Source organism: Streptomyces sp. NPDC033131, assembly GCF_055578365.1.
The window spans coordinates 115,381-141,360 of record NZ_JBVIPA010000025.1; the positions used below are offsets into that span (position 1 = coordinate 115,381).

25 protein-coding genes and 1 riboswitch are annotated in these 25,980 nt (G+C 71.3%); of the genes, 18 read left to right on the forward strand and 7 right to left on the reverse strand.

Annotated features, from left to right (window positions below):
- The first annotated feature begins 107 nt into the window (after positions 1-107).
- The 4 genes from ACZ5XS_RS28455 to ACZ5XS_RS28470 all read left to right on the forward strand — a co-directional run bounded on the left by ACZ5XS_RS28455 (position 108) and on the right by ACZ5XS_RS28470 (position 4,953).
- Positions 108-1,457 carry a M16 family metallopeptidase gene (locus ACZ5XS_RS28455; protein WP_468655982.1) on the forward strand — a complete coding sequence of 450 codons (1,350 nt, stop codon included), beginning with the start codon at positions 108-110 and terminating at the stop codon, positions 1,455-1,457.
- The gene (locus ACZ5XS_RS28460) at positions 1,454-2,842 is read left to right on the forward strand and encodes a M16 family metallopeptidase (protein ID WP_468655984.1); all 1,389 of its coding nucleotides are present in this window, start codon (positions 1,454-1,456) and stop codon (positions 2,840-2,842) included. Before ACZ5XS_RS28455 ends, ACZ5XS_RS28460 begins: the two co-directional genes overlap by 4 nt.
- 215 nt (positions 2,843-3,057) lie before the next feature.
- Positions 3,058-3,224, forward strand: a riboswitch (cyclic di-AMP (ydaO/yuaA leader).
- A 13-nt stretch (positions 3,225-3,237) separates the two neighbouring features.
- Positions 3,238-4,023 (forward strand): M23 family metallopeptidase, encoded by a 786-nt coding sequence (locus ACZ5XS_RS28465; RefSeq protein ID WP_468655986.1) that lies wholly within the window; start codon positions 3,238-3,240, stop codon positions 4,021-4,023.
- 234 nt (positions 4,024-4,257) lie between these two features.
- On the forward strand, positions 4,258-4,953 hold the full coding sequence (locus tag ACZ5XS_RS28470; RefSeq protein ID WP_468655988.1) for a GntR family transcriptional regulator: 696 nt from the start codon (positions 4,258-4,260) through the stop codon (positions 4,951-4,953).
- A gap of 126 nt (positions 4,954-5,079) precedes the next feature.
- Here the strand turns inward: ACZ5XS_RS28470 and ACZ5XS_RS28475 are convergent, their stop codons facing one another.
- Entirely contained in the window at positions 5,080-5,361 is a 282-nt protein-coding gene (locus ACZ5XS_RS28475) for an HPr family phosphocarrier protein (protein ID WP_053749171.1), read from the reverse strand.
- A gap of 177 nt (positions 5,362-5,538) precedes the next feature.
- On the opposite strand from ACZ5XS_RS28475, the gene ACZ5XS_RS28480 reads away from it, so the two are divergent.
- From ACZ5XS_RS28480 to ACZ5XS_RS28495, 4 genes are all read left to right on the forward strand, one after another.
- Positions 5,539-8,385: a bifunctional acetate--CoA ligase family protein/GNAT family N-acetyltransferase gene (locus ACZ5XS_RS28480; protein ID WP_468655990.1), complete on the forward strand. Its 2,847-nt coding sequence runs from the start codon at positions 5,539-5,541 to the stop codon at positions 8,383-8,385.
- 71 nt (positions 8,386-8,456) lie between these two features.
- Entirely contained in the window at positions 8,457-9,044 is a 588-nt protein-coding gene (locus ACZ5XS_RS28485) for a DUF5998 family protein (RefSeq protein ID WP_217237412.1), read from the forward strand.
- Positions 9,044-10,246 (forward strand): alkaline phosphatase family protein, encoded by a 1,203-nt coding sequence (locus ACZ5XS_RS28490; protein ID WP_468655993.1) that lies wholly within the window; start codon positions 9,044-9,046, stop codon positions 10,244-10,246. The genes ACZ5XS_RS28485 and ACZ5XS_RS28490 overlap by 1 nt, the downstream gene beginning before the upstream one ends.
- Before the next feature lie 49 nt (positions 10,247-10,295).
- A complete protein-coding gene (locus ACZ5XS_RS28495; RefSeq protein WP_217237414.1) occupies positions 10,296-10,913 on the forward strand; it encodes a thymidine kinase in 618 nt (205 codons plus the stop codon).
- Positions 10,914-11,019: 106 nt separating this feature from the next.
- On the opposite strand, the gene ACZ5XS_RS28500 is transcribed toward ACZ5XS_RS28495, so the two are convergent.
- On the reverse strand, positions 11,020-11,823 hold the full coding sequence (locus tag ACZ5XS_RS28500; RefSeq protein ID WP_468655995.1) for a VOC family protein: 804 nt from the start codon (positions 11,821-11,823) through the stop codon (positions 11,020-11,022).
- Positions 11,824-12,110: 287 nt separating this feature from the next.
- Here ACZ5XS_RS28500 and ACZ5XS_RS28505 point away from each other — a divergent pair, with 287 nt between their 5' ends.
- Positions 12,111-12,971, forward strand: a complete 861-nt coding sequence (locus tag ACZ5XS_RS28505; RefSeq protein WP_468656040.1) for a sulfurtransferase — start codon at positions 12,111-12,113, stop codon at positions 12,969-12,971.
- A gap of 73 nt (positions 12,972-13,044) precedes the next feature.
- On the opposite strand, the gene sepH is transcribed toward ACZ5XS_RS28505, so the two are convergent.
- The 3 genes from sepH to ACZ5XS_RS28520 all read right to left on the reverse strand — a co-directional run bounded on the left by sepH (position 13,045) and on the right by ACZ5XS_RS28520 (position 17,061).
- A complete protein-coding gene (sepH, locus tag ACZ5XS_RS28510; protein ID WP_217237416.1) occupies positions 13,045-14,091 on the reverse strand; it encodes a septation protein SepH in 1,047 nt (348 codons plus the stop codon).
- 452 nt (positions 14,092-14,543) lie between these two features.
- Complete coding sequence (locus ACZ5XS_RS28515) at positions 14,544-15,863, reverse strand: D-arabinono-1,4-lactone oxidase (protein ID WP_468655997.1); 1,320 nt, start codon at positions 15,861-15,863, stop codon at positions 14,544-14,546.
- The gene (locus ACZ5XS_RS28520; RefSeq protein ID WP_468655999.1) at positions 15,823-17,061 is read right to left on the reverse strand and encodes an MFS transporter; all 1,239 of its coding nucleotides are present in this window, start codon (positions 17,059-17,061) and stop codon (positions 15,823-15,825) included. Before ACZ5XS_RS28520 ends, ACZ5XS_RS28515 begins: the two co-directional genes overlap by 41 nt.
- Positions 17,062-17,253: 192 nt before the next feature.
- Here ACZ5XS_RS28520 and ACZ5XS_RS28525 point away from each other — a divergent pair, with 192 nt between their 5' ends.
- Complete coding sequence (locus tag ACZ5XS_RS28525; protein ID WP_468656001.1) at positions 17,254-18,378, forward strand: ferrochelatase; 1,125 nt, start codon at positions 17,254-17,256, stop codon at positions 18,376-18,378.
- A gap of 8 nt (positions 18,379-18,386) precedes the next feature.
- Positions 18,387-19,202 (forward strand): inositol monophosphatase family protein, encoded by an 816-nt coding sequence (locus tag ACZ5XS_RS28530; RefSeq protein WP_468656003.1) that lies wholly within the window; start codon positions 18,387-18,389, stop codon positions 19,200-19,202.
- Positions 19,203-19,299: 97 nt separating this feature from the next.
- Here ACZ5XS_RS28530 and ACZ5XS_RS28535 read toward each other — a convergent pair whose 3' ends face one another.
- On the reverse strand, positions 19,300-19,473 hold the full coding sequence (locus ACZ5XS_RS28535; RefSeq protein WP_217237421.1) for a hypothetical protein: 174 nt from the start codon (positions 19,471-19,473) through the stop codon (positions 19,300-19,302).
- Between the two features lie 416 nt (positions 19,474-19,889).
- Between ACZ5XS_RS28535 and ACZ5XS_RS28540 the strand changes: the two genes are divergently transcribed.
- The 4 genes from ACZ5XS_RS28540 (at position 19,890) to ACZ5XS_RS28555 (ending at position 23,430) form a co-directional block, all read left to right on the forward strand.
- Positions 19,890-20,543: a response regulator transcription factor gene (locus tag ACZ5XS_RS28540; RefSeq protein WP_028424348.1), complete on the forward strand. Its 654-nt coding sequence runs from the start codon at positions 19,890-19,892 to the stop codon at positions 20,541-20,543.
- A gap of 6 nt (positions 20,544-20,549) precedes the next feature.
- Positions 20,550-21,782: a sensor histidine kinase gene (locus ACZ5XS_RS28545; RefSeq protein ID WP_468656006.1), complete on the forward strand. Its 1,233-nt coding sequence runs from the start codon at positions 20,550-20,552 to the stop codon at positions 21,780-21,782.
- Positions 21,783-22,187: 405 nt separating this feature from the next.
- Positions 22,188-22,484 carry a DUF4193 domain-containing protein gene (locus ACZ5XS_RS28550; protein WP_005481602.1) on the forward strand — a complete coding sequence of 99 codons (297 nt, stop codon included), beginning with the start codon at positions 22,188-22,190 and terminating at the stop codon, positions 22,482-22,484.
- Between the two features lie 13 nt (positions 22,485-22,497).
- Positions 22,498-23,430: a hypothetical protein gene (locus ACZ5XS_RS28555; RefSeq protein ID WP_468656008.1), complete on the forward strand. Its 933-nt coding sequence runs from the start codon at positions 22,498-22,500 to the stop codon at positions 23,428-23,430.
- Between the two features lie 100 nt (positions 23,431-23,530).
- Here ACZ5XS_RS28555 and ACZ5XS_RS28560 read toward each other — a convergent pair whose 3' ends face one another.
- On the reverse strand, positions 23,531-23,992 hold the full coding sequence (locus ACZ5XS_RS28560; RefSeq protein WP_468656010.1) for a DUF3093 domain-containing protein: 462 nt from the start codon (positions 23,990-23,992) through the stop codon (positions 23,531-23,533).
- 58 nt (positions 23,993-24,050) lie between these two features.
- On the opposite strand from ACZ5XS_RS28560, the gene ACZ5XS_RS28565 reads away from it, so the two are divergent.
- The 3 genes from ACZ5XS_RS28565 to ACZ5XS_RS28575 are packed head-to-tail and all read left to right on the forward strand — an operon-like array spanning position 24,051 to position 25,967.
- Positions 24,051-24,635, forward strand: a complete 585-nt coding sequence (locus ACZ5XS_RS28565; protein WP_468656012.1) for a PaaI family thioesterase — start codon at positions 24,051-24,053, stop codon at positions 24,633-24,635.
- Positions 24,632-25,192, forward strand: coding sequence for a dUTP diphosphatase (dut, locus tag ACZ5XS_RS28570; RefSeq protein ID WP_468656014.1), 561 nt, complete (start codon positions 24,632-24,634; stop codon positions 25,190-25,192). The genes ACZ5XS_RS28565 and dut overlap by 4 nt, the downstream gene beginning before the upstream one ends.
- Before the next feature lies 1 nt (position 25,193).
- Positions 25,194-25,967 (forward strand): DUF3710 domain-containing protein, encoded by a 774-nt coding sequence (locus ACZ5XS_RS28575; protein WP_468656016.1) that lies wholly within the window; start codon positions 25,194-25,196, stop codon positions 25,965-25,967.
- Positions 25,968-25,980 lie beyond the last annotated feature (13 nt).

Here is a 25,980-nt window from a genome sequence, read left to right on the forward strand (position 1 = left end):
TACGTCGTCCGGGAACTTCGCGGACCGTCCGCACGCTTGCATACAGTGGCAGGACCGGCAGGAAAACCGCGGTTTCAGCGACCGCGACCGCGATGGAAGGGACGTACATGCCCATGGGTCACACGGCCACAGCACAGGCAGGCTCCGGCGGCCTGACAGCGACCGAGCACCGCCTGGCCAACGGGCTGCGCGTGGTGCTCTCGGAGGACCATCTGACCCCGGTCGCGGCGGTGTGCCTCTGGTACGACGTCGGCTCGCGCCATGAAGTCAAGGGTCGTACCGGCCTTGCTCACCTTTTCGAGCACCTCATGTTCCAGGGATCCGGCCAGGTCAAGGGCAACGGCCACTTCGAGCTGGTCCAGGGCGCCGGCGGCTCGCTCAACGGCACCACCAGCTTCGAGCGCACCAACTACTTCGAGACCATGCCCACCCACCAGCTGGAGCTCGCCCTCTGGCTGGAGGCCGACCGCATGGGCTCCCTGCTGGCCGCCCTCGACGACGAGTCGATGGAGAACCAGCGGGACGTCGTCAAGAACGAGCGCCGGCAGCGCTACGACAACGTTCCCTACGGCACGGCGTTCGAGAAGCTGACCGCCCTCGCCTACCCGGAGGGCCACCCCTACCACCACACCCCGATCGGCTCGATGGCCGACCTGGACGCGGCCACCCTGGAGGACGCGCGCGCGTTCTTCCGCACGTACTACGCGCCGGGCAACGCCGTCCTGTCGGTCGTCGGCGACATCGACCCGGAGCAGACGCTCGCCTGGATCGAGAAGTACTTCGGGTCCATCGCACCGCACGACGGCAAGCCCGTGCCCCGCGACGGCTCGCTGCCCGACGTCATGGGCGGCGAGCTGCGTGAGGTCGTGGAGGAGGAGGTTCCCGCGCGCGCGTTGATGGCCGCCTACCGGCTCCCGGAGGACGGCACACGCGCGTGCGACGCGGCCGACCTGGCGCTCACCGTCCTCGGCGGAGGCGAGTCGTCGCGCATCTACAACCGGCTCGTACGACGTGACCGCACCGCGGTGGCGGCCGGCTTCGGCCTGCTGCGGCTGGCCGGGGCGCCCTCCCTGGGCTGGCTGGACGTGAAGACCTCCGGTGACGTCGAGGTGCCGGTCATCGAGGCCGCCATCGACGAGGAGCTCGCCCGGTTCGCCGAGGAGGGCCCCACGGCCGAGGAGATGGAGCGCGCCCAGGCCCAGTTGGAGCGCGAGTGGCTGGACCGGCTCGGCACCGTCGCGGGCCGCGCCGACGAACTGTGCCGCTACGCCGTCCTGTTCGGCGACCCGCAGCTCGCCCTGACCGCCGTACAGCGCGTGCTGGACGTGACGGCGGAAGAGGTCCAGGAGACCGCCAAGGCACGCCTGCGCCCCGACAACCGCGCCGTGCTCGTCTACGAGCCGATCGCCACCGAAGCCCCCGCCGACCAGGACGAGAACGAGGAGGCGGCCCGGTGACCGAGCTCGCCACGATGGAATTCCACCCCCAGCCCCAGGCGGGCGACGCCAAGCCCTGGGCCTTCCCGGAGCCCCGGCGCGGGACGCTCGACAACGGCCTGACGGTGCTGCGCTGCCACCGCCCCGGCCAGCAGGTCGTCGCCGTCGAGGTGATCCTGGACGCGCCCCTGGACGCCGAACCGGCCGGCCTGGACGGCGTCGCCACGATCATGGCGCGGGCCTTCTCGGAGGGCACCGACAAGCACTCCGCCGAGGACTTCGCCGCCGAGCTGGAGCGCTGCGGCGCAACCCTCGACGCGCACGCCGACCATCCCGGCGTACGGCTCTCCCTCGAAGTCCCGGTCTCGCGTCTGGAGAAGGCGCTGGGCCTGCTCTCCGACGCCCTCAGGGCGCCCGCGTTCGCGGACAGCGAGGTCGAGCGGCTGGTGCGCAACCGCCTCGACGAGATCCCGCACGAGCTGGCCAACCCGTCCCGGCGGGCCGCCAAGGAGCTCTCCAAGGAGCTCTTCCCGGCGACCTCGCGCATGTCGCGCCCGCGCCAGGGCACCGAGGAGACCGTCGAGAACATCGACTCCGCGGCCGTGCGCGGCTTCTACGAGAAGCACGTCCGCCCCGCCACCGCCACCGTCGTGGTCGTCGGCGACCTCACCGGAATCGACCTCGACGCGCTGCTCGGTGACACCCTCGGCTCCTGGACCGGCTCCTCAGCCGAGCCCCGCCCCGTGCCGCCGGTGACCGCCGACGACGCCGGCCGGGTCGTCATCGTGGACCGCCCCGGCGCCGTCCAGACGCAGCTGCTCATCGGCCGTATCGGACCCGACCGGCACGACCGCGTGTGGCCCGCCCAGGTGCTCGGCACGTACTGCCTGGGCGGCACCCTCACCTCCCGCCTGGACCGCGTCCTGCGCGAGGAGAAGGGCTACACCTACGGTGTGCGGGCGTTCGGGCAGGTCATGCGCTCCGCTCCGGACGGTACGGGTGCCGCGATGCTCGCCATCAGCGGCTCCGTCGACACTCCGAACACCGGACCCGCCCTCGAGGACCTGTGGACGGTGCTGCGCACCCTCGCCGCCGAGGGGCTCACCGACGCCGAGCGCGACGTCGCCGTGCAGAACCTCGTCGGGGTGGCCCCGCTGAAGTACGAGACGGCGGCGGCGGTGGCGAGCACGCTGGCCGACCAGGTCGAGCAGCACCTGCCGGACGACTTCCAGGCGACGCTGTACCAGCAGCTCGCCGCGACGGGCACCGTCGAGGCCACCGCGGCGGCCGTGAGCGCCTTCCCGGTCGACCGGCTGGTGACCGTCCTCGTCGGGGACGCGGCGCAGATCAAGGAGCCCGTGCAGGCCCTCGGCATCGGCGAGGTCACCGTCGTGTCCGCGGAGTAGCCGCCCGCGCGCAGTGGAGGCGGCGCACGCGCGCGGCCAGGGGCCCTGGTGACTGAAGAGTCGCCAGGGTCCCCGCATGTCCGAATTGAGGGAGAGGTTGCCTGTCTGCCCTGTGGCATGCGCTACAAAAGCCGTGATCCGTTTGGGGATTGAAAGTTGCCGCGTTTAGCGTCATGCGGGCTGTTCGTCAGGCAGTGCGCCGCAGCCGCGGCACCGGACAGTCATCGCCGAGTCCCCGCATGGCGCGAGCCAGGGGAGCCGGGGACCCAAACCATAAGTCCCTGGGGTGAATCGGACGCCCGCGCGTATCGCGAGGGGGTCCGTAGGAGACCTTCCTGCTCCGAACCCGTCAGCTAACCCGGTAGGCGAGAAGGAAGGAAAGGACCAGCCACCACATGGCGTTCACCTGCGCCACCGGGAAGCACCGGCGTCCCAGTCGGATGAAGCGCACCACCGCCCGTGCCGCCGGCGTCGCGGCCCTCGCCACCACCGGCGTCATCGGCACCCTGGCCGCCCCCGCGCTCGCCGCCGAACCGGCCGTAGAGAAGACCGGTCTCACCCCCGTCATCACCATCGGCGACTCGGTCGCCGACCAGATCGACGCCCAGGCGGCCGCCCAGAAGCAGGCCGCCGAAGAGGCGGAGGCGCAGCGGCAGGCCGAGGAGGCCGCGCGCACGAAGGCGGCCGCCGCTGCCAAGCAGGCCCTCGCCGAGGCCAAGCAGGCGCGCGAGGTCGAGGAGCGTGCCGCCCGCGAGGCCGAGCGCAAGCGCCTCAACTCCTACGTCTCCCCGATCTCCGGCTCGTACATCTCGACCGGCTACAAGGCCGGCGGTGGCGTCTGGTCCTCCGGCAGCCACACCGGCGTCGACTTCCATGCCGCGAGCGGCACCTCCGTCCACGCGGTCGGCTCCGGCACGGTCGTCGAGGCGGGCTGGGGCGGGTCGTACGGCAACAACGTCGTGATCAAGATGAACGACGGCACCTACACCCAGTACGGTCACCTGTCGTCCCTCGCCGTCTCCGTCGGTCAGTCGGTCACCCCGGGCCAGCAGATAGGCCTCTCGGGCGCCACCGGCAACGTCACCGGGCCGCACCTGCACTTCGAGGCCCGCACGACCCCGGAGTACGGCTCGGACATGGACCCCGTCGCCTACCTCCGCTCGCACGGTGTGAACGTCTGACGCCCGCACGGCGTGATCGTCCGACGCCCGCGCCCGTGATCGTCTGACGACCACGGCTCCGCGTCCCGAAGCCCCGGTTCACCGAGCCGGGGCTTTCGGTGTATCGGACGCCCGTCTGTCCAAAAAATATCCATGGATTCCGGCCCGCCATCGGAAATTCCCGCTGATTGCAATAGAGTCGCTGAACACACGTCAATCGTCGACGTTTCACGGGGATTAAAGCGGAGGTCGGTCATGCGTATTCCGGCGCACTCGGTATGCACGGCGATCCGGGACGACATCGTCGCGGGTGTCTACGAGCGCGGCAGCCGGCTCACCGAGGAACTGCTCGCGCGCCGCTACGGCGTCTCGCGCGTCCCCGTACGGGAGGCCCTGCGCACGCTGGAGGCGGAGGGCTTCGTGGTGACCCGGCGGCACGCGGGCGCGTGCGTCGCGGAACCCACCGAGCAGGAGGGTGCCGACCTGCTGGAGATGCGCATGCTCCTGGAGCCGCTCGGCGCCTCGCGGGCCGCCCAGCGGCGCACCGAGGCCCATCTCAAGGTGCTGCGCGGGCTGGTGCGGCTGGGCCAGGAGCGGGCCAGGCGGGGCAACAGCGAGGATCTGCGCTCTCTCGGGAGCTGGTTCCACGAGACGCTCGCACAGGCTTCCGGCAGCGCCGCGATGACCTCGATGCTGACCCAGCTGCGTCACAAGATCGCCTGGATGTACGCGGTGGAGGCGCCGGCCAACCCCGTCGAGTCGTGGGCGGAGCACGGCGCGATCGTGGACGCGGTGGCGCGCGGCGACAGCGAACGTGCGCGGGCGCTCACGGCGCTGCACACGGAGCGCGCGACGACGGCGCACCGGCTGCGATTCGCCGGCGGCGCAGAGCGGCCGGACCGTGTGAGGAACTCGCAACATCCCGTAAACATGACGGGCCTGCGGCATTAACACGAGCACCGTATACAAAGAGCAGATAATTCGCGGGGGATTATTTCTGCTGCCCGTCAACGGGAAATGCGAAGGGCTCGCCCGATAATTCGGACGAGCCCTTCGCCGTACCCTTTAATCGGATGCTCAGACGGTCTCGGGAAGCTCCTCGAGCCCCTCGGAGACCAGCTTCGCCAGACGGTCGAGGGCCACGTCCGCGCCCTCGGCGTCGGAGGCGAGGACGATCTCCTCGCCGCCCTGGGCGCCCAGACCGAGGACGGCCAGCATGGAGGCCGCGTTGACGGGGTTGCCGTCGGCCTTGGAGATCGTCACCGGGATACCTGCGGCCGTGGCGGCCCGGACGAAGATGGAAGCGGGGCGGGCGTGGAGACCCTCGGCCCAGCCGACGTTGACGCGGCGCTCAGCCATGTGATGCTGCCCTTCGGTGTATCAGGTTGTCTAGACCAGTTTCCCACATCGTGAAGCATGCCCGGAGCGGTCCTTCGTCCCGCCCCGGTGTGTCGTCGGACCGCGGCCTCGGTCCGGCTGACGTCCTCCACAGACTGCCTCGCGCCGTTGTCGTACGCGAGCCGTACTCTGGGGCCCATGCAGACCTCGTCGGACCGGCACGAGTACCCCGCCCACTGGGAAGCCGACGTGGTGCTGCGCGACGGCGGGACCGCGCGCATCCGGCCCATCACCGTCGATGATGCCGATCGCCTCGTCAGCTTCTACGAGCAGGTGTCGGACGAGTCGAAGTACTACCGCTTCTTCGCGCCCTACCCTCGTCTGTCCGCCAAGGACGTCCACCGCTTCACGCACCACGACTTTGTGGACCGGGTGGGACTCGCGGCCACCATCGGCGGCGAGTTCATCGCCACCGTACGCTACGACCGCATCGGCGCCGGGGGCATGCCCGCCTCGGCCCCGGCCGACGAGGCCGAGGTCGCCTTCCTGGTCCAGGACGCGCACCAGGGGCGCGGAGTCGCCTCCGCCCTCCTCGAACACATCGGGGCCGTCGCACGCGAGCGGGGCATCCGCCGCTTCGCCGCCGAGGTGCTGCCCGCCAACACCAAGATGATCAAGGTGTTCCGGGACGCCGGATACACCCAGAAGCGCAGCTTCGAGGACGGCGTCGTCCGCCTGGAGTTCGACCTGGAGCCGACGGACCGCTCGCTCGCCGTGCAGTACGCGCGCGAACAGCGCGCCGAGGGGCGGTCCGTGCAGCGGCTGCTCATGCCCGGGTCCGTCGCCGTGGTCGGCGTCGGCCGTACGCCCGGCGGCGTGGGCCGCAGCGTCCTCGACAACCTCAGGGACGCCGGGTTCACCGGCCGGCTGCACGCCGTGAACAAGGCACTGCCCGAAGGGCAGAAGGAACTCGCAGGGGTGCCCGCCCACCGGTCGGTTCGGGATATCGACGGGCCGGTCGACCTCGTGGTCGTCGCCGTTCCCGCGGAGCACGTCCCAGAAGTCGTCGAGGAGTGCGGCACGCACGGTGTGCAGGGGCTGGTCGTGCTCTCGGCCGGGTACGCCGAGAGCGGGCCCGAGGGGCGCGAGCGGCAGCGTGAACTCGTCCGGCACGCGCGCGCGTACGGCATGCGGATCATCGGACCGAACGCCTTCGGCATCATCAACACGTCGGCGGACGTACGACTGAACGCCTCGCTGGCTCCCCGGATGCCCCGGCCGGGCCGGATCGGGCTGTTCTCCCAGTCCGGCGCGATCGGCATCGCCCTGCTGTCCCGACTGCACCGGCGCGGGGGCGGGGTCACCGGGGTCACCGGCGTGTCGACGTTCGTGTCGTCCGGCAACCGGGCGGACGTCTCCGGCAACGACGTCCTTCAGTACTGGTACGACGACCCCGACACCGACGTGGCGTTGATGTACCTGGAGTCCATCGGCAACCCGCGCAAGTTCACGCGCCTCGCACGGCGTACGGCGGCCGCGAAGCCGCTGGTCGTGGTGCAGGGCGCCCGGCACGGCGGAGCGGCCCCGCAGGGGCATACGGTACGGGCGACGCGGTTGCCGCACGCCACGGTGTCCGCGCTGCTGCGGCAGGCCGGGGTGATCCGGGTCGACACGATCACCGAGCTGGTCGACGTGGGGCTGCTGCTCGCGCGCCAGCCGCTGCCCGCGGGAGCGCGGGTGGCGATCCTCGGGAACTCCGAGTCGCTGGGGCTGCTGACGTACGACGCGTGCCTTGCCGAGGGACTCAGGCCGTTGCCGCCGCTGGACCTGACGACGGCGGCGTCGCCGGAGGACTTCCACGGGGCGTTGTCCAGGGCGTTGGCGGACGACGCGTGCGACGCCGTCGTGGTCACCGCGATACCGGCGGTGGGGGAGGGGTATCCCGGCGACGCCGCGTTGGCGGAGGCGCTGAGATCGGCGGCCGAGCGGGTGCCCGGGAAGCCGGTCATGGTGGTGCACGTGGAGCTCGGAGGGCTGGCGGAGGCGTTGTCGGCCGCGGCGAGCACCGCACCCCGGGCGAGCTCGCCGGCGACCGCCGCCGTCGGCCGTGACCACCCCTTCCGCGCATTGGACCGACTGGCCACGAAGGCGGCGGACGACACGCCAGCTCCCGAGAGCTGCTCCCGCCTCATTCCCGCCTACCCCGCGGCCGAACGCGCCGTCCGGGCCCTCGGTGAAGCCGTCAAGTACGCCCAGTGGCGGCGGGACGCCGCCGAGCCCGGCAAGGTGCCCGAGTTCGAGGACATCGACGAGAAGGGGGCCGCCGAACTGATCGGAGGGCTCCTTGCGCGCGGGCAGGGGCTCACCCTCGGTACCGAGGAGACCTGCGAGCTGCTCGGGAAGTACGGCCTGCGCGTCCACCGTGCACTGCCGGCACCCACCCCCGACGACGCCGTCGCCGCCGCCCGCACCCTCGGCTACCCGGTCGCCCTCAAGGCCACCGCCCCGCACCTGCGACACCGCGCCGACCTGGGCGGCGTACGTCTGGATCTCGCGGACGAGGAGCAACTGCGCCGGGCCTACGCCGAGTTGACCGAGTCGTTCGGGAAGCCGGAGGAGCTGCGGCCGGTGGTGCAGGGGATGGCGCCCCGCGGAGTCGACACCGTTGTCAGGGCCGTCATCGACCCGGCGGCGGGCGCCGTACTGTCGTTCGGGCTCGCCGGAGCAGCCTCGCAGCTGCTCGGGGACATCGCGCACCGGCTGGTTCCGGTCACCGACCGGGAGGCGACCTCGTTGGTCAGGTCTATCCGGACGGCGCCACTCCTCTTCGGCTGGCGGGGCTCGGCCCCCGTCGACACCCCTGCCCTGGAGGAACTGCTGCTGCGCGTGTCACGGCTGGTCGACGACCATCCGGAGGTCGTCGCGGTCACCCTGGAGCCGGTCGTCGTCGCCCCGCGCGGGCTGAGCGTCCTCGGTGCTTCCGTGCGGCTCGCGCCGCCGCCGGCCCGCGACGACCTCGGCCCGAGGACGCTTCCGGCGTACTGAGGCGTACCGCAGCCGACGGAGACCGCCGCGAGCGTGCCGCGCAGTCAGTGGCTCCCCGTAGGATGGACGTCATGGCCAAGACCAGTACGACGACCCAGGGGCTGCGAGCGGCGATCGAACGCAGCGGCTACTACCCGGCCCTCGTGGCCGAGGCGGTGGAGGCCGCCGTGGGCGGCGACACCATCCGGTCGTACCTGGTCCACCAGGAGACGACGTTCGACCAGAACGAGGTGCGGCGGCATGTGACCGTCCTCGTCCTCACCGAGACCCGCTTCATCGTCAGCCACACCGACGAGCAGGCCGCGGACACCACCTCCCCGACGCCCTACGCCACCACCTCCACCGAATCCGTGAAGCTCGGCCGGATCTCGTCGGTGGTGATCAGCCGCGTGGTCGCCAACCCGGAGCAGTACGTGCCGGGCACGCCGCCCCGGGAGGTCGTGCTGACCATCGGCTGGGGCGCTGTCTCCCGCATCGACCTGGAGCCCGCCGCCTGCGGCGACCCCAACTGCGAGGCCGACCACGGCTACACCGGCAGCTCGACGGCCGACGACCTGAGCCTGCGCGTGAGCGAGGCCGGGGACGGCCCGGAGACGGTGCGCCAGGCGCTCGTCTTCGCGCAGGCCATCTCCGAGGCGACCGCGGACGTCACCCGCTGATGGCACAGCCCGCCTCGGACTGGGACCACCACCCACAGCCGCTCGCCCCCGACTCCGCGCCCGCCCCCGAGTACGGCACCGGCTCCCTCGCCGACCTGCTGCCCACGCTGGCCGCGGGCATGGCCGTACCGGGCTTCACCGCGGCCATCCAGGAGCTCACCCCCGCCGACCGGAACTGCGTGTTCCTGATCGACGGACTCGGCTGGGAACAGCTCAGGGCACACCCCGACGAGGCGCCCTTCCTGACCGCGCTCCTCGCCAGCTCCCGCGGCGGCACCGGCCGGCCCCTCACCACCGGCTTCCCCGCCACCACCGCCACCTCCCTCGCCTCCGTCGGCACCGGCCGCCCGCCCGGCGCTCACGGCCTGCCCGGCTACACCGTGCGCAATCCGGACACCGGCGAGCTGATGAACCAGCTGCGCTGGCAGCCCTGGACCTCGCCCAAGCTCTGGCAGCCGTATCCCACGGTCTTCCAGCTGGCCCACGAGGCGGGGGTGCACGCCGCCCAGGTGTCGTCCCCGACCTTCGAGAGCACCCCGCTGACCAAGGTCGCGCTCAGCGGAGGAACGTTCCTCGGGAGGCTGTCCGGCGAGGACCGGATGGATCTCGCGGCCGAGCAGCTGGCCGCCGCCGACCGCGCCCTGGTCTACACGTACTACGCCGAACTCGACGGCGCCGGTCACCGCTTCGGCATCGACTCGGACAACTGGCGCGGCCAGCTCATGTACGTCGACCGGCTGGTCCAGCGGCTCGCCGAGCAGCTGCCGCCGCGCACCGCGCTCTACGTCACCGCCGACCACGGCATGATCGACGTCCCCTTCGACGAGCAGCACCGCATCGACTTCGACGAGGACTGGGAGCTGCGCGCCGGGGTCGCCCTGCTGGGCGGCGAGGGCCGCGCGCGCCACGTCTACGCGGTGCCGGGCGCCGAGAACGACGTCCTGACCTGCTGGCGCGAGGTCCTGGGCGAGCAGTTCTGGGTGGCCTCGCGGGACGAGGCGATCGCGGCGGGCTGGTTCGGCCGGCCCGACCAGGTCGAGCAGCGGGTGTACGGCCGGCTCGGCGACGTGGTCGCCGCCGCCCGCGACGACGTGCTCATCGTCGCCTCGCAGCGGGAGCCCAAGGAGTCGGCGATGGTCGGCAACCACGGTTCGATGACCCCTGCCGAGCAGCTGGTCCCGTTGCTCGAAGTACGCTCCTGACGCTTCATCCGCCCCTGTTTCCCCTGTGCTGAAAGGTGCTCGACTCGCCATGCCCGAGCTGGTGTTCTTCTCCGGAACGATGGACTGCGGGAAGTCCACGCTGGCTCTCCAGATCGAGCACAACCGCTCGGCCCGGGGTCTCCAGGGCGTGATCTTCACCCGTGACGACCGCGCCGGCGCGGGGAAGCTGTCCTCGCGGCTCGGTCTGGTGACGGAGGCGGTCGAGGCCGGGCCGGACATGGACCTCTTCGGCTACGTCGTGGCCGAGATCGAGCGGGGCTGCAAGGTCGACTACCTGATCGTGGACGAGGCGCAGTTCCTGTCGTCCGAGCAGATCGACCAACTGGCGCGCGTGGTGGACGACCTGGGCATGGACGTCTACGCCTTCGGCATCACCACCGACTTCCGCACCAAGCTGTTCCCCGGCTCCCAGCGCCTGATCGAGCTGGCGGACAGGATAGAGGCGCTGCAGGTGGAGGCCATGTGCTGGTGCGGGGCGCGGGCCACGCACAACGCCCGCACCCTGGGCGGCGAGATGGTGGTGGAGGGCGAGCAGGTCGTCGTGGGCGATGTGAACCGCCCGGCGGCGGAGGTCGGTTACGAGGTGCTGTGCCGGCGCCACCACCGCCGCCGGATGACCAGTTCCTCGGCGGCCTTCGCCCACTAGCGGCACACGCCCCCGGGCCGCCGCCAACAGCTCGCCGCGGCATCCCCGTTCGACGATCCGGCAGACAGGGACGGCCGGCACTCCCGGCCTCGGCGCACTCCCCGCCTCAGCGCACCCCCTCGATCAGCGCGAACCGCGCACCCTCGGGATCCGCCACCGTGGCCACCCGCCCGTGCGCGCTGTCGTGCGGCGGCTCGAGGACGTGGCCGCCCAGGTCCGCCACGAGGGCGGCCGCGTCGTCCGTGTCGGCGACCTCGAAGTACGTCGTCCAGTGCGGGCCACGGTCGCGGGGCAGGGCGCTGCCCACGCCCTGGATGCCGGCGACGGGGCGGCCGCCGATGTGCAGGGTGACGTGGTCGAAGCCGGGGGACACCACCGGCTCCTCCTCGTAACCGAACACCGTCTCGTAGAACTTGGCGACGCTCGTGGACTCGAAGGTCAGCAACTCGTGCCAGGCCGGTGTGCCCGGTACCCCGCCGATGGACGTGCCGAGGTGGGCCGACGCCTGCCACACGCCGAAGACCGCGCCCGCCGGGTCGGAACCGATCACCAGCCGCCCGGCGTCACCCGCGTCCAGCGGCCCCACGCCGACCGTTCCGCCGCACAGCCGTACCGTTTCAGCTGTCAGGTCCACGTCGTCCGAGGCGAGGTAGGGCGTCCAGGCGATCGGAAGGTGGCGGTCGGGCGGCAGTTGACCGATACCGGCCACCTCGTGTCCGTCGAGCAGAGCCCGGACGTAGGGTCCGAGCTGCTGCGGACCCGGTTGGAACTCCCAGCCGAACAGGGAACCGTAGAACTCCTGGGTCGCCGCCATCCCGTGCACCATCAGGCTCACCCAGCAGGGCGCGCCGGGCGCGTGCCGGGCGGGTGTCTCGCCGTTCGGGCCGGACGACCCCCTTGCCTCGGTCATCGTCACTCTCTCCTCGGCCCCTCACGGTGCCGTGTCGCTTCCGCTTTGACGGACCCCCGTGCCGATGCTCGCACCCGTCGTGGTGCCGCACCCTCCGGGCGCGCCGCCATGTGCCCGCCCGTGACCGGAGAATGCCCGCCGCGCGGCCCTCCGGCCGTTCCGCACCATGACCGACGGGTGACGATCGGCTGTACAGCATGTGCCCGGTCCCGTACGCCCGGTGACCGGATCTGTCCGGCCGAGCAGAGTAGCCGGACATGGACGACGCGGCCACCCCGTGCGCGAGGATGGTGGCCATGAACGCCATCATCTCCGCATCCGAACTCGCGAGCGACCTGGCGGCCGGCAGCCGGCCGGTCCTGCTCGACGTCCGCTGGCAGCTGAGCCTGGCCAAGGCGGCCGGAGAACCCTCCTTCGACGGCCGAGCCGAGTACGCGGCCGGACACCTCCCCGGTGCCGTCTACGTCGACCTGGACCGGGAGCTCGCCGGCGCGCCCGGCACCGGAGGCCGGCACCCGCTGCCCGATCTCACCGCGTTCGGCGCCGTCATGCGCAAGGCGGGCGTCTCGTCCCGGACGCCGGTGGTCGTGTACGACGGCGGGCAGGGCTGGGCGGCGGCCCGGGCCTGGTGGCTGCTGCGCTGGACGGGTCACCCGAACGTGCGCGTCCTCGACGGCGGGTTGCCGGCCTGGCGGGGTGAGCTGTCGGTGGAGACACCCGAGCCGGCCGCGGGGGACTTCCGTCCGGAGCCGGCCGCGCGCGGCCGGCTCGACGCGGACGGTGCGGCGGCGCTGGCGCGTTCCGGCGTACTGCTGGACGCGCGGGCCGGCGAGCGCTACCGGGGTGACGTGGAGCCGATCGACCGCGTCGGCGGGCACATCCCGGGCGCCGTCTCCGCGCCCACCACGGACAACGTGGCGACGGACGGACGCTTCCTGCCCGCGGAGGAGTTGGCCGAGCGCTTCAAGGCGTTGGGCGCCACGGACGGTTCGCAGGTCGGCGTCTACTGCGGTTCCGGGGTCTCCGGCGCGCACCAGGTGCTGGCGCTGGCGGTGGCGGGCGTCCCGGCCGCGCTCTACGTCGGTTCCTGGTCGGAGTGGTCCTCGGACCCCTCGCGTCCGGTCGCCGTGGGGCCCGACCCGCAGTAGGCGTACGACGGGAGGGGACCGCACCGACCGGCGCGGGCCCCTCCTGATGTCGTACGGCATGTCGTACGGCCGCCTATTCCTGCTTCTTCCGCCGCGTCCCGAACACGATCTCGTCCCAGCTCGGGACCGCCGCCCGGCGCCCCGGGCGGACGCCGTCCGCCTCGGCCTGGCGGTCGGTGGAGCCGATGAGACGGTCGCGGTGGCTGCCGACGGAACGGGGCATGAGGACGTCCGCGTAGGCGGAGCCGGCCGAGGCCGCGGGAGCCGGGGGCTCCTCGCTCTCGGGCTCCGCTGCGGGCTCCTCCGCCTCGGGGTCCTCCGACGGGCGCTCCGGGACCACCAGGTCGCCCCGGAAGCTCGGCACCGCCTCCAACAGACTGGTCAGCGAGTCCCGTTCGCCGGCACTCGCGGTCGCGGTCTCCTCGGGTGGCTCGGGTGCGGGCAGGCTGGGCCGCTCCCGGTCGAGGGCACGGTCCAGCGGACGGTCGCGTGGCAGCCGTGCGATGCGCGGGACGAAGGGAAAGCTGGGCTCCGGCGAGGCCGCGAGGTCGTCGGACTCGCCGATCAGCGAGCGCGCCTCCTCGTCGACGGCCTGGACGAGCCGCCGGGGCGGGTCGTACGTCCAGCTCGCCGAGTGCGGTTCGCCCGCGACCAGGTAGACCAGCAGGACTTCCCAGGTGCCGTCGTCGCGGCGCCACGAGTCCCACTGGACGCTGTCCTTCTCGGCGCCGCGCAGGGTCAGCCGCTCCTGGACGGCCTCGCCCAGCTGCGGGCCCGCGTTCTCGCCGGGGCGGCGGACCGGAGTCTTCCGGGCGCGCTCGGCCATGAACGCGCGCTCGGCCAGCACGGGGCCCTCGAAGCGCCGTACGCGGTCGACGGGGATGCCGGCCATCTGGGCGACCTCTTCCGCGGTCGCACCGGCGCGTATACGTGCCTGGATGTCACGGGGGCGGAGATGGCTCTCCACCTCGATCTCGATCTGGCCAAGGCGGGGACGGTCGCCGCGAACGGCGGCGCGCAGACGCTCGTCAATCGGAAGCGTGTACTCCGTGCTGTCCGCAGCCTTCAGCACCAGCCGTGTGCCGTCATTCGAGACGGCCACGACACGCAGTTCGGGCATGGGGACCTCCCGGGTGGTGCCTGCCGACGTCACGTGCGTCGCTGCTTCCGCTAGTCGAGTGTGGCCTGCCCGGGTGCAGCCTGCCACAACCTTGCCGAGTTGCCCGGCGTGTCGGGCACAGGCCCGGGACCGCCGTTATGGCACGGTTACCTATTCGCAACGCTAAGTGACCAACTCCGTCACCCTGTGCAACTGGCCCCCTTCCGGCGGTCCTTGAAGGCCACGGACGCCCAGGCGGGAGACCGAACCCAGGGCTCGCAACAGTACTCCATTCGGGCCACGTGCGTGGATTGGCACGCTGTCGAACTTCTGACCGGGGGCGGTACTTGGCCGCCGCGGCGCGGATTTCCGGATCTTGGACGTGGCGTACTTCACGCAATCACCAGAAACGGAACTTTTTGCTTTCGTTCGTACGTCCCCGTCTCGCGCAGCCGTGCCCCCCGGTTCCTCGGCTACGACCCCAACACCCGCCGCAGGTAGTCGTTCTGGAACCGGCGCTCGGGATCCAGCCGATCCCGCAGCGCGGTGAACTCGCCGAAGCGGGGGTAGACCCGGGCGAAGTACTCGGCGTCCCGCGTGTGCACCTTGCCCCAGTGCGGCCGGCCCTCGTACGCGGTCAGGATCCGCTCCGCGGCGGTGAAGTACGCCCGGTAGGGCGTCCCCTTGACCATGTGGACGGCGATGTACGCACTGTCGCGGTCCGACGCCGTGGACAGCGTGATGTCGTCGGCCGGCGCGGTGCGCACCTCGACCGGGAAGCTGACCCGCAGGCCGGACCGGTCGACCATCGTCTTCAGTTCGCGCAGCGCCTCGGTCACGCCCGCGCGCGGGACGGCGTACTCCATCTCCACGAAGCGCACCCGGCGCGGTGAGGTGAAGACCTTGTACGGGATGTCGGTGTAGGTCCGCGCGGACAGGGCCCTGCTGGAGATCCGCGCGATCGTCGGGATCGTGGCGGGCGCCGCGCGGCCGACCCACTGGGCGGCCTGGAAGACGCCGTTGGAGAGGAACTCGTCCTCGAACCAGCCCGCGAGCTGCCCCACCGGGCGCTCCGGGCCCGCGCTGCGGTTGTTGCGCTTGGTGTTGGTGCTGTCGGTGTGCGGGAACCAGTAGAACTCGAAGTGCTCGTTCTCGGCCCACAGTTCGTCGAACTCGGCGACCACCCGGTCGAAGGGCATCGGCTCCTCGCGGGCCGTGAGCAGGAAGACCGGCTCCACGGCGAAGGTGATCGCGGTGACGATGCCGAGCGCGCCCAGCCCTATGCGTGCGGCCGCGAAGACCTCGGGGTTCTCCTTCTCGGAGCAGGTGAGCACGGACCCGTCCGCGGTGACCAGCTCCAGGGCCCTGATCTGGGCGGCGATCGAGGCCGACTCACGGCCGGTGCCGTGGGTGCCGGTGCTGGTGGCCCCGGAGACCGTCTGTTCCATGATGTCGCCCATGTTGGTGAGCGACAGGCCTTCGCGGGCCAGGGCCACGTTGAGCCTCTTGAGCGGGGTACCGGCCTCGACCGTGACCGTCATGGCGTCCCGGTCGATGTTGCGGATGCCGGTCAACAGTTGAGGACGGATCAACACACCGTCGGTGGCGGCGATCGACGTGAAGGAGTGCCCGGTACCGACGGCCTTCACCTTCAGGCCGTCCTCGGCCGCCCTGCGCACCGCCTCGGACAGCTCCTCGACGCAGGCGGGTGTGACCTCCCGGGCAGGACGGGCGGCGACGTTGCCTCCCCAGTTACGCCACGTGCCGTTCTTCCCGCTCGCTGTGCTGCTCAACGGTGCCTCCCCGATGCGGAACCGGCCTGCTGAGCCGGCGGTACCCGAGGAAACCGACCGCGACCGCGACGGCCCCGGACACCGCCGGAACCCCGTACCCGGCCTGCGCACCGGCGGCGTCGATCACCCAGCCGGCCAGCGAGGAGCCGAGCGCGACCCCGACCGCGAGCCCGGTGCTCACCCAGGTCATGCCCTCGGTCAGTTGCGCGCGTGGTACGTGCTGTTCGATCAGGGACATCGTCGTGATCATCGTGGGAGCGATGGACAGGCCCGCAACGAACAGCGCCACGGCCAGAAACGGCAAGTTTCCGACCAGTAGGAGGGGGATCATACTCACGGCCATCGCACAGATGCCCAGCAACCAGCGAGGTTCGGGCGCCCCCTTGAAGCGCAACAGCCCGAAGACGAGCCCCGCGAGACAGGAGCCCGCCGCGTACAGCGCGAGGACGACGCTCGCGGCGCCCTTGTGGCCCTGCTCGTCGGCGAAGGCCACGGTGACCACGTCGACCGCCCCGAAGATCGCGCCGGTCGCCACGAAGGTGCCCACCAGGACCTGGAGGCCAGGAGCGCGCATCGCCGTGCCGCCGCCCTGGTGCGCGCGCGGATGCGGAGCCGGCTCGGTGGCGCGCTGCGCGGTCAGCCAGAAGACGCCGACCGCCAGGAAGCAGGCGGCGAGCAGCGGCCCGGCCTCCGGGAACCAGACCGTGGACAGACCGATGGAGATGATCGGCCCGAAGATGAAGCAGACCTCGTCGATCACGGACTCGAAGGAGTACGCGGTGTGCAGCTGCGGGGTGTCCCGGTACAGGGCCGCCCACCGCGCCCGGATCATCGCGCCGATGCTCGGTACACAGCCGATGCCGGCGCTGAACACGTACAGGGTCCAGTCCGGCCACTCGTAGTGCGCGGCGAACAGTAGACCGGCCGCCGCGACGAGCGCGATCGTGGTCGCCGGACGCAGCACCCGCCGCTGCCCGTATTGGTCCACCAGCCGCGAGACCTGCGGACCCGCCACCGCGGCGGCGAGGGCGATGGTCGCCGACAGCGCGCCGGCCAGACCGTAGCGCCCGGTGAGCTGGGAGACCATCGTGACCACGCCGATGCCCATCATCGACAGAGGCATACGGCCGAGGAGGCCCGCGGCCGAGAACCCCTTGGAGCCGGGGGCGGCGAACAGGGCGCGGTAGGGGCTGGGCACGGGGTCTCCGGTCGGGCGGGAGCGGGGCGGCTCGGCGGGGCATGAAGGGGTGCGGAGGTGAGGCGTGAAGGCATGGCGTCAAGGTGAGGCGCGCCTACGGCGTCTCAGTAAGGCGCGAAGGTAGCTGATACAGCTTACGAGTTAGGGCACCCTAACGCACTTCGTACCATGCCGGGTGGCAGGATTCGACTCATGCCAGACGCGCTCGATGCCACCCCCTACGACGCCCTGCTCCTGCTCTCGTTCGGCGGCCCCGAGGGACCCGACGACGTGGTTCCGTTCCTGGAGAACGTGACGCGGGGGCGCGGTATCCCCAAGGAACGTCTGAAGGAAGTGGGTCAGCACTACTTCCGGTTCGGCGGGGTCAGCCCGATCAACGACCAGAACCGCGCCCTGATGGACGCCCTCCGCAAGGACTTCGCGGATCACGGCCTCGACCTGCCGATCCACTGGGGCAACCGCAACTGGGCGCCCTACCTCACGGACACCCTGCGGGAGATGGTCACCGACGGCCGCCGCCGCATCCTGGTCCTCGCCACCAGCGCCTACGCCTCCTACTCGGGCTGCCGCCAGTACCGCGAGAACCTGGCCGACTCGCTCGCCGCCCTGGAGGCCGAGGGCCTGGAGCTGCCGAAGATCGACAAACTGCGGCACTACTTCAACCACCCGGGCTTCCTCGAGCCCATGATCGACGGGGTCCTCCGGTCCCTCGCCGATCTCCCCGCCGACATCAGGGACGGCGCCCACATCGCCTTCTCGACCCACTCGATCCCGACCGCCTCCGCCGACACCTCCGGCCCGGTCGAGGAGCAGGGCGACGGCGGCGCGTACGTCAGGCAGCACCTGGACGTGGCCAAGCTGATCGCCGACGCCGTGCGCGAGCGGACCGGCGTCGACCACCCCTGGCAGCTCGTCTACCAGTCCCGCTCCGGCGCCCCGCACATCCCGTGGCTGGAGCCCGACATCTGCGACCACCTGGAGGAGCGGCACGCGGCCGGGGCCCCGGCCGTCGTCATCGCCCCCATCGGCTTCGTCTCCGACCACATGGAGGTCCTGTACGACCTCGACACGGAGGCCAGGGCCAAGGGGGAGGAGCTCGGCCTGCCGGTGCGCCGCTCGGCCACGGTCGGTGCCGACCCGCGGTTCGCCGCCGCGATCCGCGACCTCGTCCTGGAACGGGCCGCCGTCGAACGCGGGCAGGACGTCACGCCGTGCGCCCTGGGCGCGCTCGGTGCCCACCACCTCTGCCCGGTGGGCTGCTGCCCGGCCCGCGCGCCCCGCCCCGCCGCCGCGGGCGCCGACAGCCCCTACGCGTGAGGAGCGCCGTGACCGACCCCCTGCACCCGGAACTGCTCACCCTCGCCCAGGAGGCCGCCCGCCGGGCCGGCGCACTGCTGCGGGACGGCCGCCCGGCCGACCTGGCGGTCGCCGCCACCAAGTCCAGCCCCATCGACGTGGTCACCGAGATGGACATCGCGGCCGAGAAGCTGATCACGGACCTCATCTCCGAGCACCGCCCGGACGACGGCTTCCTCGGCGAGGAGGGCGCCTCCAGCGAGGGCACGAGCGGCGTCCGCTGGGTGATCGACCCGCTCGACGGCACGGTCAACTACCTCTACGGGCTCCCCACCTGGGCCGTTTCCATCGCGGCCGAGCAGGACGGCGAGACCGTCGTCGGAGTCGTCGCGGTCCCGATGCGCGGCGAGACGTACCACGCGGTACGCGGCGGCGGAGCCCGGGCGACCGGGGCCTGGGACGGCGAGCGCGAGCTGGCCTGCCGCCCCGCGCCGTCCCTGGAGCAGGCCCTGGTCTCGACGGGCTTCAACTACGTCACCGACGTCCGCGTCCACCAGGCCGAGGTCGCCCGCAAGCTCATCCCGCTGCTGCGCGACATCCGGCGCGGCGGCTCGGCGGCCGTCGACCTGTGCGACCTGGCCGCCGGCCGGCTCGACGGCTACTACGAACGAGGCCTCCACCCCTGGGACCTCGCCGCGGGCGACCTGATCGCCCGGGAGGCGGGCGCCCTGACCGGTGGACGCCCCGGAGAGCGCCCCGCACACGCTCTGACGGTCGCGGCCACCCCGGGCGTCTTCGAGCCCCTTCAGCGCCTCCTGGAGGACTTCGGCGCCTGGCACGACTGACGCGTGCCAGGCGGGCGGGAGGGCTGCTCCCGGCACAACGCAGCGGGCCCCGGCGCTGGATTCGCCGGGGCCCGCCGCGTCGTGCGACACGAGCTGATCAGACGCGTGACGCGCCGACCTCCACACCGTGTTCGGCGGCGAGACGGCGCAGGTCGTCGAGCTCGGCCTGTTCCACCTCGGCGAGGAAGTCGTCGCCCTCGTCGCGAGCCCGCGTCAGGTCGGTCTCGGTCGCCCTTATGCGCTGCAGAAGTCCTGCGGTGAAAGCGTCCATGCTGCGCCCCCTCGTCCTGGGTCGTGGGTCGATGGCACGGGGGTGTGCCGTTCGGAAGGGGCGATCACGTCTCCTGTAGGTGCCCAGCGCTGCCCGGTGCTGGGCGGCGACGGTGCCGGACACCCACGCCCGCTCTGCGGAAAGCGGATCGCGGCGTGCCGCATGGTGCTGCGGCACATGCAGAGCGTGATCGCGGGGTGTAAAGCCGTCCTCCCCCCGCTCCCTTCCACGGAAACCTCAACCGGACGAGAAAATCCCGCATTCCCCGGCCTCATACCTGTCCTTCAGACCGTGCTCACCCGCCTTACAGCCGACTTATGGCGGAAAAGGGCAGGATGGAGCTCCACACACTCACCGGACCCCCTGCCCGCATGCCCCAGAAGCGCTACGCGGGTGGACACAGGAAGGACAGCGACGTGCGCGTACTCGTCGTCGAGGACGAGCAACTGCTCGCCGATGCGGTGGCCACCGGACTGCGCCGGGAGGCCATGGCCGTCGACGTCGTGTACGACGGTGCGGCCGCCCTGGAACGCATCGGCGTGAACGACTACGACGTGGTCGTCCTCGACCGCGACCTCCCCCTCGTGCACGGCGACGACGTCTGCCGCAAGATCGTCGAACTCGGCATGCCCACCCGGGTGCTGATGCTCACGGCGTCCGGCGACGTCAGCGACCGGGTCGAGGGGCTGGAGATCGGCGCCGACGACTACCTGCCCAAGCCCTTCGCGTTCAGCGAGCTGACGGCACGCGTGCGTGCCCTCGGCCGGCGCACCAGCGTGCCCCTGCCGCCCGTCCTGGAGCGCGCCGGGATCAAGCTCGACCCGAACCGCCGCGAGGTCTTCCGCGACGGCAGGGAAGTCCAGCTGGCCCCCAAGGAGTTCGCCGTGTTGGAGGTGCTGATGCGCAGCGAGGGCGCGGTCGTCTCGGCCGAGCAGCTCCTGGAGAAGGCGTGGGACGAGAACACGGACCCGTTCACCAATGTCGTACGGGTCACCGTCATGACCCTGCGCCGCAAGCTCGGCGAGCCGCCCGTCATCGTGACCGTCCCCGGCTCCGGCTACCGGATCTGACCGGCCGTGGCAGCGACCCCGGCGCCTCCCCAGGCGCCCCCGAAGCCCACCTGGGACCCCCGGAGGTCGGAGCCGCCCTTCCCCTGGCTGCGCCCCACCATCCGGATACGGCTCACCCTGCTGTACGGCGGGATGTTCCTGATCGCCGGCATCCTGCTGCTGTCGATCATCTATCTGCTCGCCGCCCAGGCACTGAACGTCGCCGGTGACCTGCCCTTCAAGATCACCGAGGGCAAGGTCACCAGTCAGGTCTGCGACCTGCCTTCCAGCGCCTCGCCCGACGTGTTCAACAGCGCGATGAGCGAGTGTGTCAACGAGCAGCGCCAGCACGCCCTGGACAACCTGCTCAGCCGCTCCCTGCTGGCCCTGCTCGGCCTCGCGATCATCGCCTTCGCCTTCGGCTACGCCATGGCCGGCCGGGTCCTGGCGCCGCTCGGCCGGATCACGCGCACCGCGCGTGCGGTGGCGGGCTCGGACCTGTCCCGCCGTATCGAGCTGGACGGCCCTGACGACGAGCTGAAGGAGCTCGCGGACACCTTCGACGACATGCTGGAGCGGCTGCAGCGCGCTTTCACGGCCCAGCAGCGCTTCGTCGGCAATGCCTCGCACGAGCTGAGAACACCGCTCGCGATCAACCGCACGCTCCTCGAGGTGCACCTGTCGGACCCGAACGCGCCGATGGAGCTCCAGCAGCTCGGCAAGACGCTGCTGGCCACCAACGAGCGCAGCGAACAGCTCGTCGAGGGGCTGTTGCTGCTCGCCCGCAGTGACAACCAGATCGTCGAGCGCAAGCCGGTGGACCTCGCCGAGGTGGCCGAGCAGGCGGTCGACCAGGTGCACGGCGAGGCCGAGGCCAAGGGCGTGGTGATCCGCAGTGAACAGAAACCCGCGGTCGTCCAGGGCAACGGCGTGCTGCTGGAGCGGATCGCCCTGAACCTGGTGCAGAACGCCGTGCGGTACAACGTGCCCGAGGACGGCTGGGTCGAGGTGACCACGGAGGTCCAGCACGGCCAGGCGGTGCTCGTGGTGTCCAACACGGGCCCGGTGGTGCCGGCGTACGAGATCGACAACCTCTTCGAGCCGTTCCGGCGGCTGCGTACGGAGCGCACGGGAAGCGACAAGGGCGTCGGACTCGGTCTGTCCATCGTCCGTTCCGTGGCCCGCGCGCACGGCGGCCACATCTCGGCACAACCACGTGAGGGAGGTGGACTGGTGATGCGGGTGACCCTTCCCGTCTGAGATCATGGCCCCCGCACACGATCAGATACACGGGCTTGTTCGCTTTGCGCGGAATTTTCTGGCCGCCTTCCGGACATCGCCGTGTGTGATCGATCACAAGGAAGAATTTCCGGCCATCTACTCTCAGTGATCATGCAACCTGTCGGAAAGCCGGAAAAATCCGGGTTTTCAGGGGTCCTGATCACGGGAAGTACACGGTGAGACGCCTTTGAAGTGCGGGATTCGGACCGTGTACGGTCCCGATCGCCATCCAACCCGATCACTCAAGAGGAGTCCGGTTGGGTGTCGATTGAGTAACAGACCTTGATGTGAGGCAAAATCTCCGCCTCAGGTCGGGCACAAGTCCGGCCTCTCACGCGTTACGTGCGCTGGAGACACCGAAGACACCCAGAGGGGGAGAGCGACATGGCAACCGACTACGACACCCCACGCAAGACCGACGACGACGTCGACTCGGACAGCCTTGAAGAACTGAAGGCCCGGAGGAACGACAAGTCGACGTCCGCCGTGGATGTCGACGAGTTCGAGGCCGCCGAAGGCCTCGAACTGCCCGGAGCGGACCTCTCGAACGAAGAGCTGGCCGTCCGGGTGCTGCCCAAGCAGCAGGACGAGTTCACCTGCATGAGCTGCTTCCTGGTGCATCACCGCAGCCAGCTGGCCCGCGAGAAGAACGGTCAGCCGATCTGCCGCGACTGCGACTGAGGGCGGGTCGGCCGTGACTGGCTCGACCCCACCTCGGAAGCGCCGCTTCCACCTACCGGGAGCGGACAAGGAGCCGTCCGAAGGGCGGCTCGGCGCGCGTGACGACGAGCGGGGCTCATCCGAACAGGGATCGGCCTCGCTCGAACCGGTGGCCGGCCGGGCCGACCTCCTGGCGCCGGCCGTGACCCCCGCGCCCGTCGCCAGGCGGCGGGGCGCGGTGATCCGGGACAAGGCCCGGGAAGGAGTCCGCAAGGGCGGCAGCAGGGCGAGGGCGGGTTTGGCGTACCTCGCCGACCGGATCATCGACAACGCCCCGCGAATACCCGTACGGGACCTCGCGACGCTCCGCAGACAGTTCCCCGGGCTGGGGCCCGAGGAGCTCGCGGACAAGCTCGTGGCGGGCGCCGCGGGCGCCACCGCCACGGTCGGAGCGGGCATCGGAGCGGCGGCCATGCTGCCCGTGCCGCCTGCCATGCCGACGGAACTGGCCGCCGAGATCACCGGGGTCGCCGCGATCGAACTCAAGCTGATCGCCGAACTCCACGAGGTCTACGGCGTGCGGCCGCCGGGCAATATCAAGCAGCGCAGCACCGCGTATCTCGACTCCTGGTCGGGAGAGCGCGGCATCGAAGTGACCAAGCCGTCCACGATGAGTTCGGCGCTCAACAGCCGTATGAAACAGCAGCTGCGGCAGCAGATCATGAAGCGCATGGTGCGTAACCTGCCGAACCTGATGCCGTTCATGGTCGGCGCGGCCGTGGGGGCGGTCATGAACCGCCGGGACACCAGAAAACTCGCGGACCGGATCCGGGCGGATCTACGAAAGATCCAGGTGCCCTGGGAGGCGCTTCCCGTACTGCCCCCGCTGGAGTCCCCCGAGAATCCGCTCAAAATCGGGGAAATTCCGAAGGGGCTCGGGCGCGGACACAAAGAAATCGGGCCCTGACGAAGTTTTTGCGCTGCGGTGGAAAAGACTTTGGGCCGCTCGGCGAGGCCGCTCCACGGCGGCCCGGGTGAGGCCCCGCCCGGGTGTTCTACGCCGGCCTCTAGGCCGCCGCGCGCGCCGACTTCAGTGCCTCGGCCAGCCGCTCCGGCTCCCGTGTCGACAGGTACAGGTACGGCGTCGGGTCGGCCGGGTCGGTGACGTCCACGCGCAGCGCGGTGGGGATGTAGGCGCGCAGCAGCAGGAAAGCGCGGGTGTCGGCCTTGTACGTGCGCCAGGCGCGCGCCTCCTCCGGGTCAAGCACCTCCGCCTCGCCCAGGGCCGACACCGGGATCTTCGCCTCGCCCGCGATCAGGAAACCGCCCACCACACGGATCCGCAGCGAGCCGTACGCACTGGCCGCGACCGCCGCCACGGCCGTCCCGCCGACCAGGCCGCCGAGCAGCGGCAACGTGCCGAAGGGCAGCAGGATCAACGCCATCGAGACCCCGGCCAGGAGGGAGATCAGCCACCAGGTGCGGGGGGCGGTGAGACGTTCTTCGTACGGGGTGGCGGAGAGCTGCATGAAGCCAAGCTTGGCACGGTGTCGGGAACGGCCCGACGCGCGGGTAAGGTCTGCGGCTGTGAGTCGTACATCCGCAGCTCTTGAGCCTCCCGCCGACGCCGTGCGACCGGTGCGGCACCCGGACGCTCCCGCGCCCGGCGAGCTCCTCGGCGCGCACTACGAACACTGCTTCGGCTGTGGCGACGGGCAGCCGCACGGGCTGCACCTCCAGGCACGGGCCGGCGAGGGCGTCACCATCACGGCCGAGTTCACCGTGCAGCCCTCCCACCAGGGCGCCCCGGGGCTCGCACACGGTGGTGTGCTGACCTCCGCCCTCGACGAGACGCTCGGCTCGCTGAACTGGCTGCTGCGGACGATCGCGGTGACCGGGCGGCTGGAGACGGACTTCGTGCGGCCGGTGCCGGTCGGTACGACGCTGCATCTGCAGGCCGAGGTGACGGCGGTGGCCGGCCGGAAGATCTACTCGACCGCCACCGGACGCGTCGGCGGCCCCGACGGGCCGGTCGCGGTCCGTGCCGACGCCCTCTTCATCGAGGTGAAGGTCGACCACTTCGTGGAGAACGGCCGCCAGGAGGAGATCCGGGCGGCCATGGAGGACCCGGACCAGGTCCGTCGTGCCCGTGCCTTCGAGGTGAACCCGTGAGCCGTGACCTCGTGAACGTGCTGATCCGGCGCGTCGACCCCGACGTACCGCTTCCGACGTACGCACATCCTGGTGACGCGGGAGCCGATCTGCGCACCACCGAGAGCCGTGAACTCGAGCCGGGCGAACGGGCCGTGTTGCCCACGGGAGTGTCTGTGGCGCTGCCGGAGGGGTACGCGGCCTTCGTGCACCCGCGATCCGGTCTCGCCGCCCGCTGCGGTGTCGCTCTCGTGAATGCCCCGGGGACGGTTGATGCCGGGTACCGTGGGGAGATCAAGGTGATCGTGGTGAATCTCGACCCGCGCGAGTCCGTGCGGTTCGAGCGCTTCGACCGGATTGCCCAACTGGTCGTCCAGCAGGTCGAGAGGGTCCGCTTCCAGGAGGTCGCGGAGCTTCCCGACTCGGCTCGGGCCGAGGGGGGCTTCGGGTCCACCGGCGGCCATGCGGCTGTGGGCGGCTCAAGCAGCACGAACAGCACAAGCGGTCAGGCCGCCGACGGCGGCGCAACGGGTGGGAATCGATACGCTTCGGCCGTATCCGACCGGGAAGGACAGTGACGTGTTCGGACGTCGCAAGAAGAAGGGTGCCGCCGAGGACGCGGCCGGCGAGCCCGAGCAGGTCGTCGACGGTGTCGACACTGAGGCGGACGACAAGGACGAGGACGAGGGCGGGCGCCCGCGCGTGAGGCTGGAGCCGGAGCCGCGGCCCGACGGGCCGTGGGACGACTCCGAGGTGCGTGACCCGGCCGAGGGCCGTGTGGACCTGGGCGGTCTGTTCGTGCCGGGCGTCGACGGCATGGAGCTGCGGGTGGAGGTCGCGGGCGACGCGATCGTCGCGGCGACCGTCGTCCTGCGGGACAGCGCCATCCAGTTGCAGGCCTTCGCCGCCCCCAAGCGCGAGGGCATCTGGGGCGAGGTACGCGAGGAGATCGGCTCGGGCATCACCCAGCAGGGCGGCATCGTCGACGAGGTCGAGGGTCCGCTGGGCTGGGAGCTGCGCGCCCAGGTGCCGGTGCAGCTGCCGGACGGCACGGGTGGCTTCCAGGTGGTGCGCTTCGTCGGAGTGGACGGCCCGCGCTGGTTCCTGCGCGGTGTCATCTCCGGCCAGGGCGCGGTGCAGCCGCAGGCGGCCGGCCTGCTGGAGCAGATCTTCCGGGACACGGTCGTGGTCCGCGGCGAGGGCCCGATGGCGCCCCGCGACCCCATCGTCCTGAAGCTGCCGAACGACGCGCAGATGGTGCCCGAGGGCGTCCAGCAGGACGACGGCACCTCGCGCTTCTCCGGCGGCATGGGCCAGTTGCAGCGCGGACCGGAGACCACCGAGGTCCGCTAGACAGACACGCCAA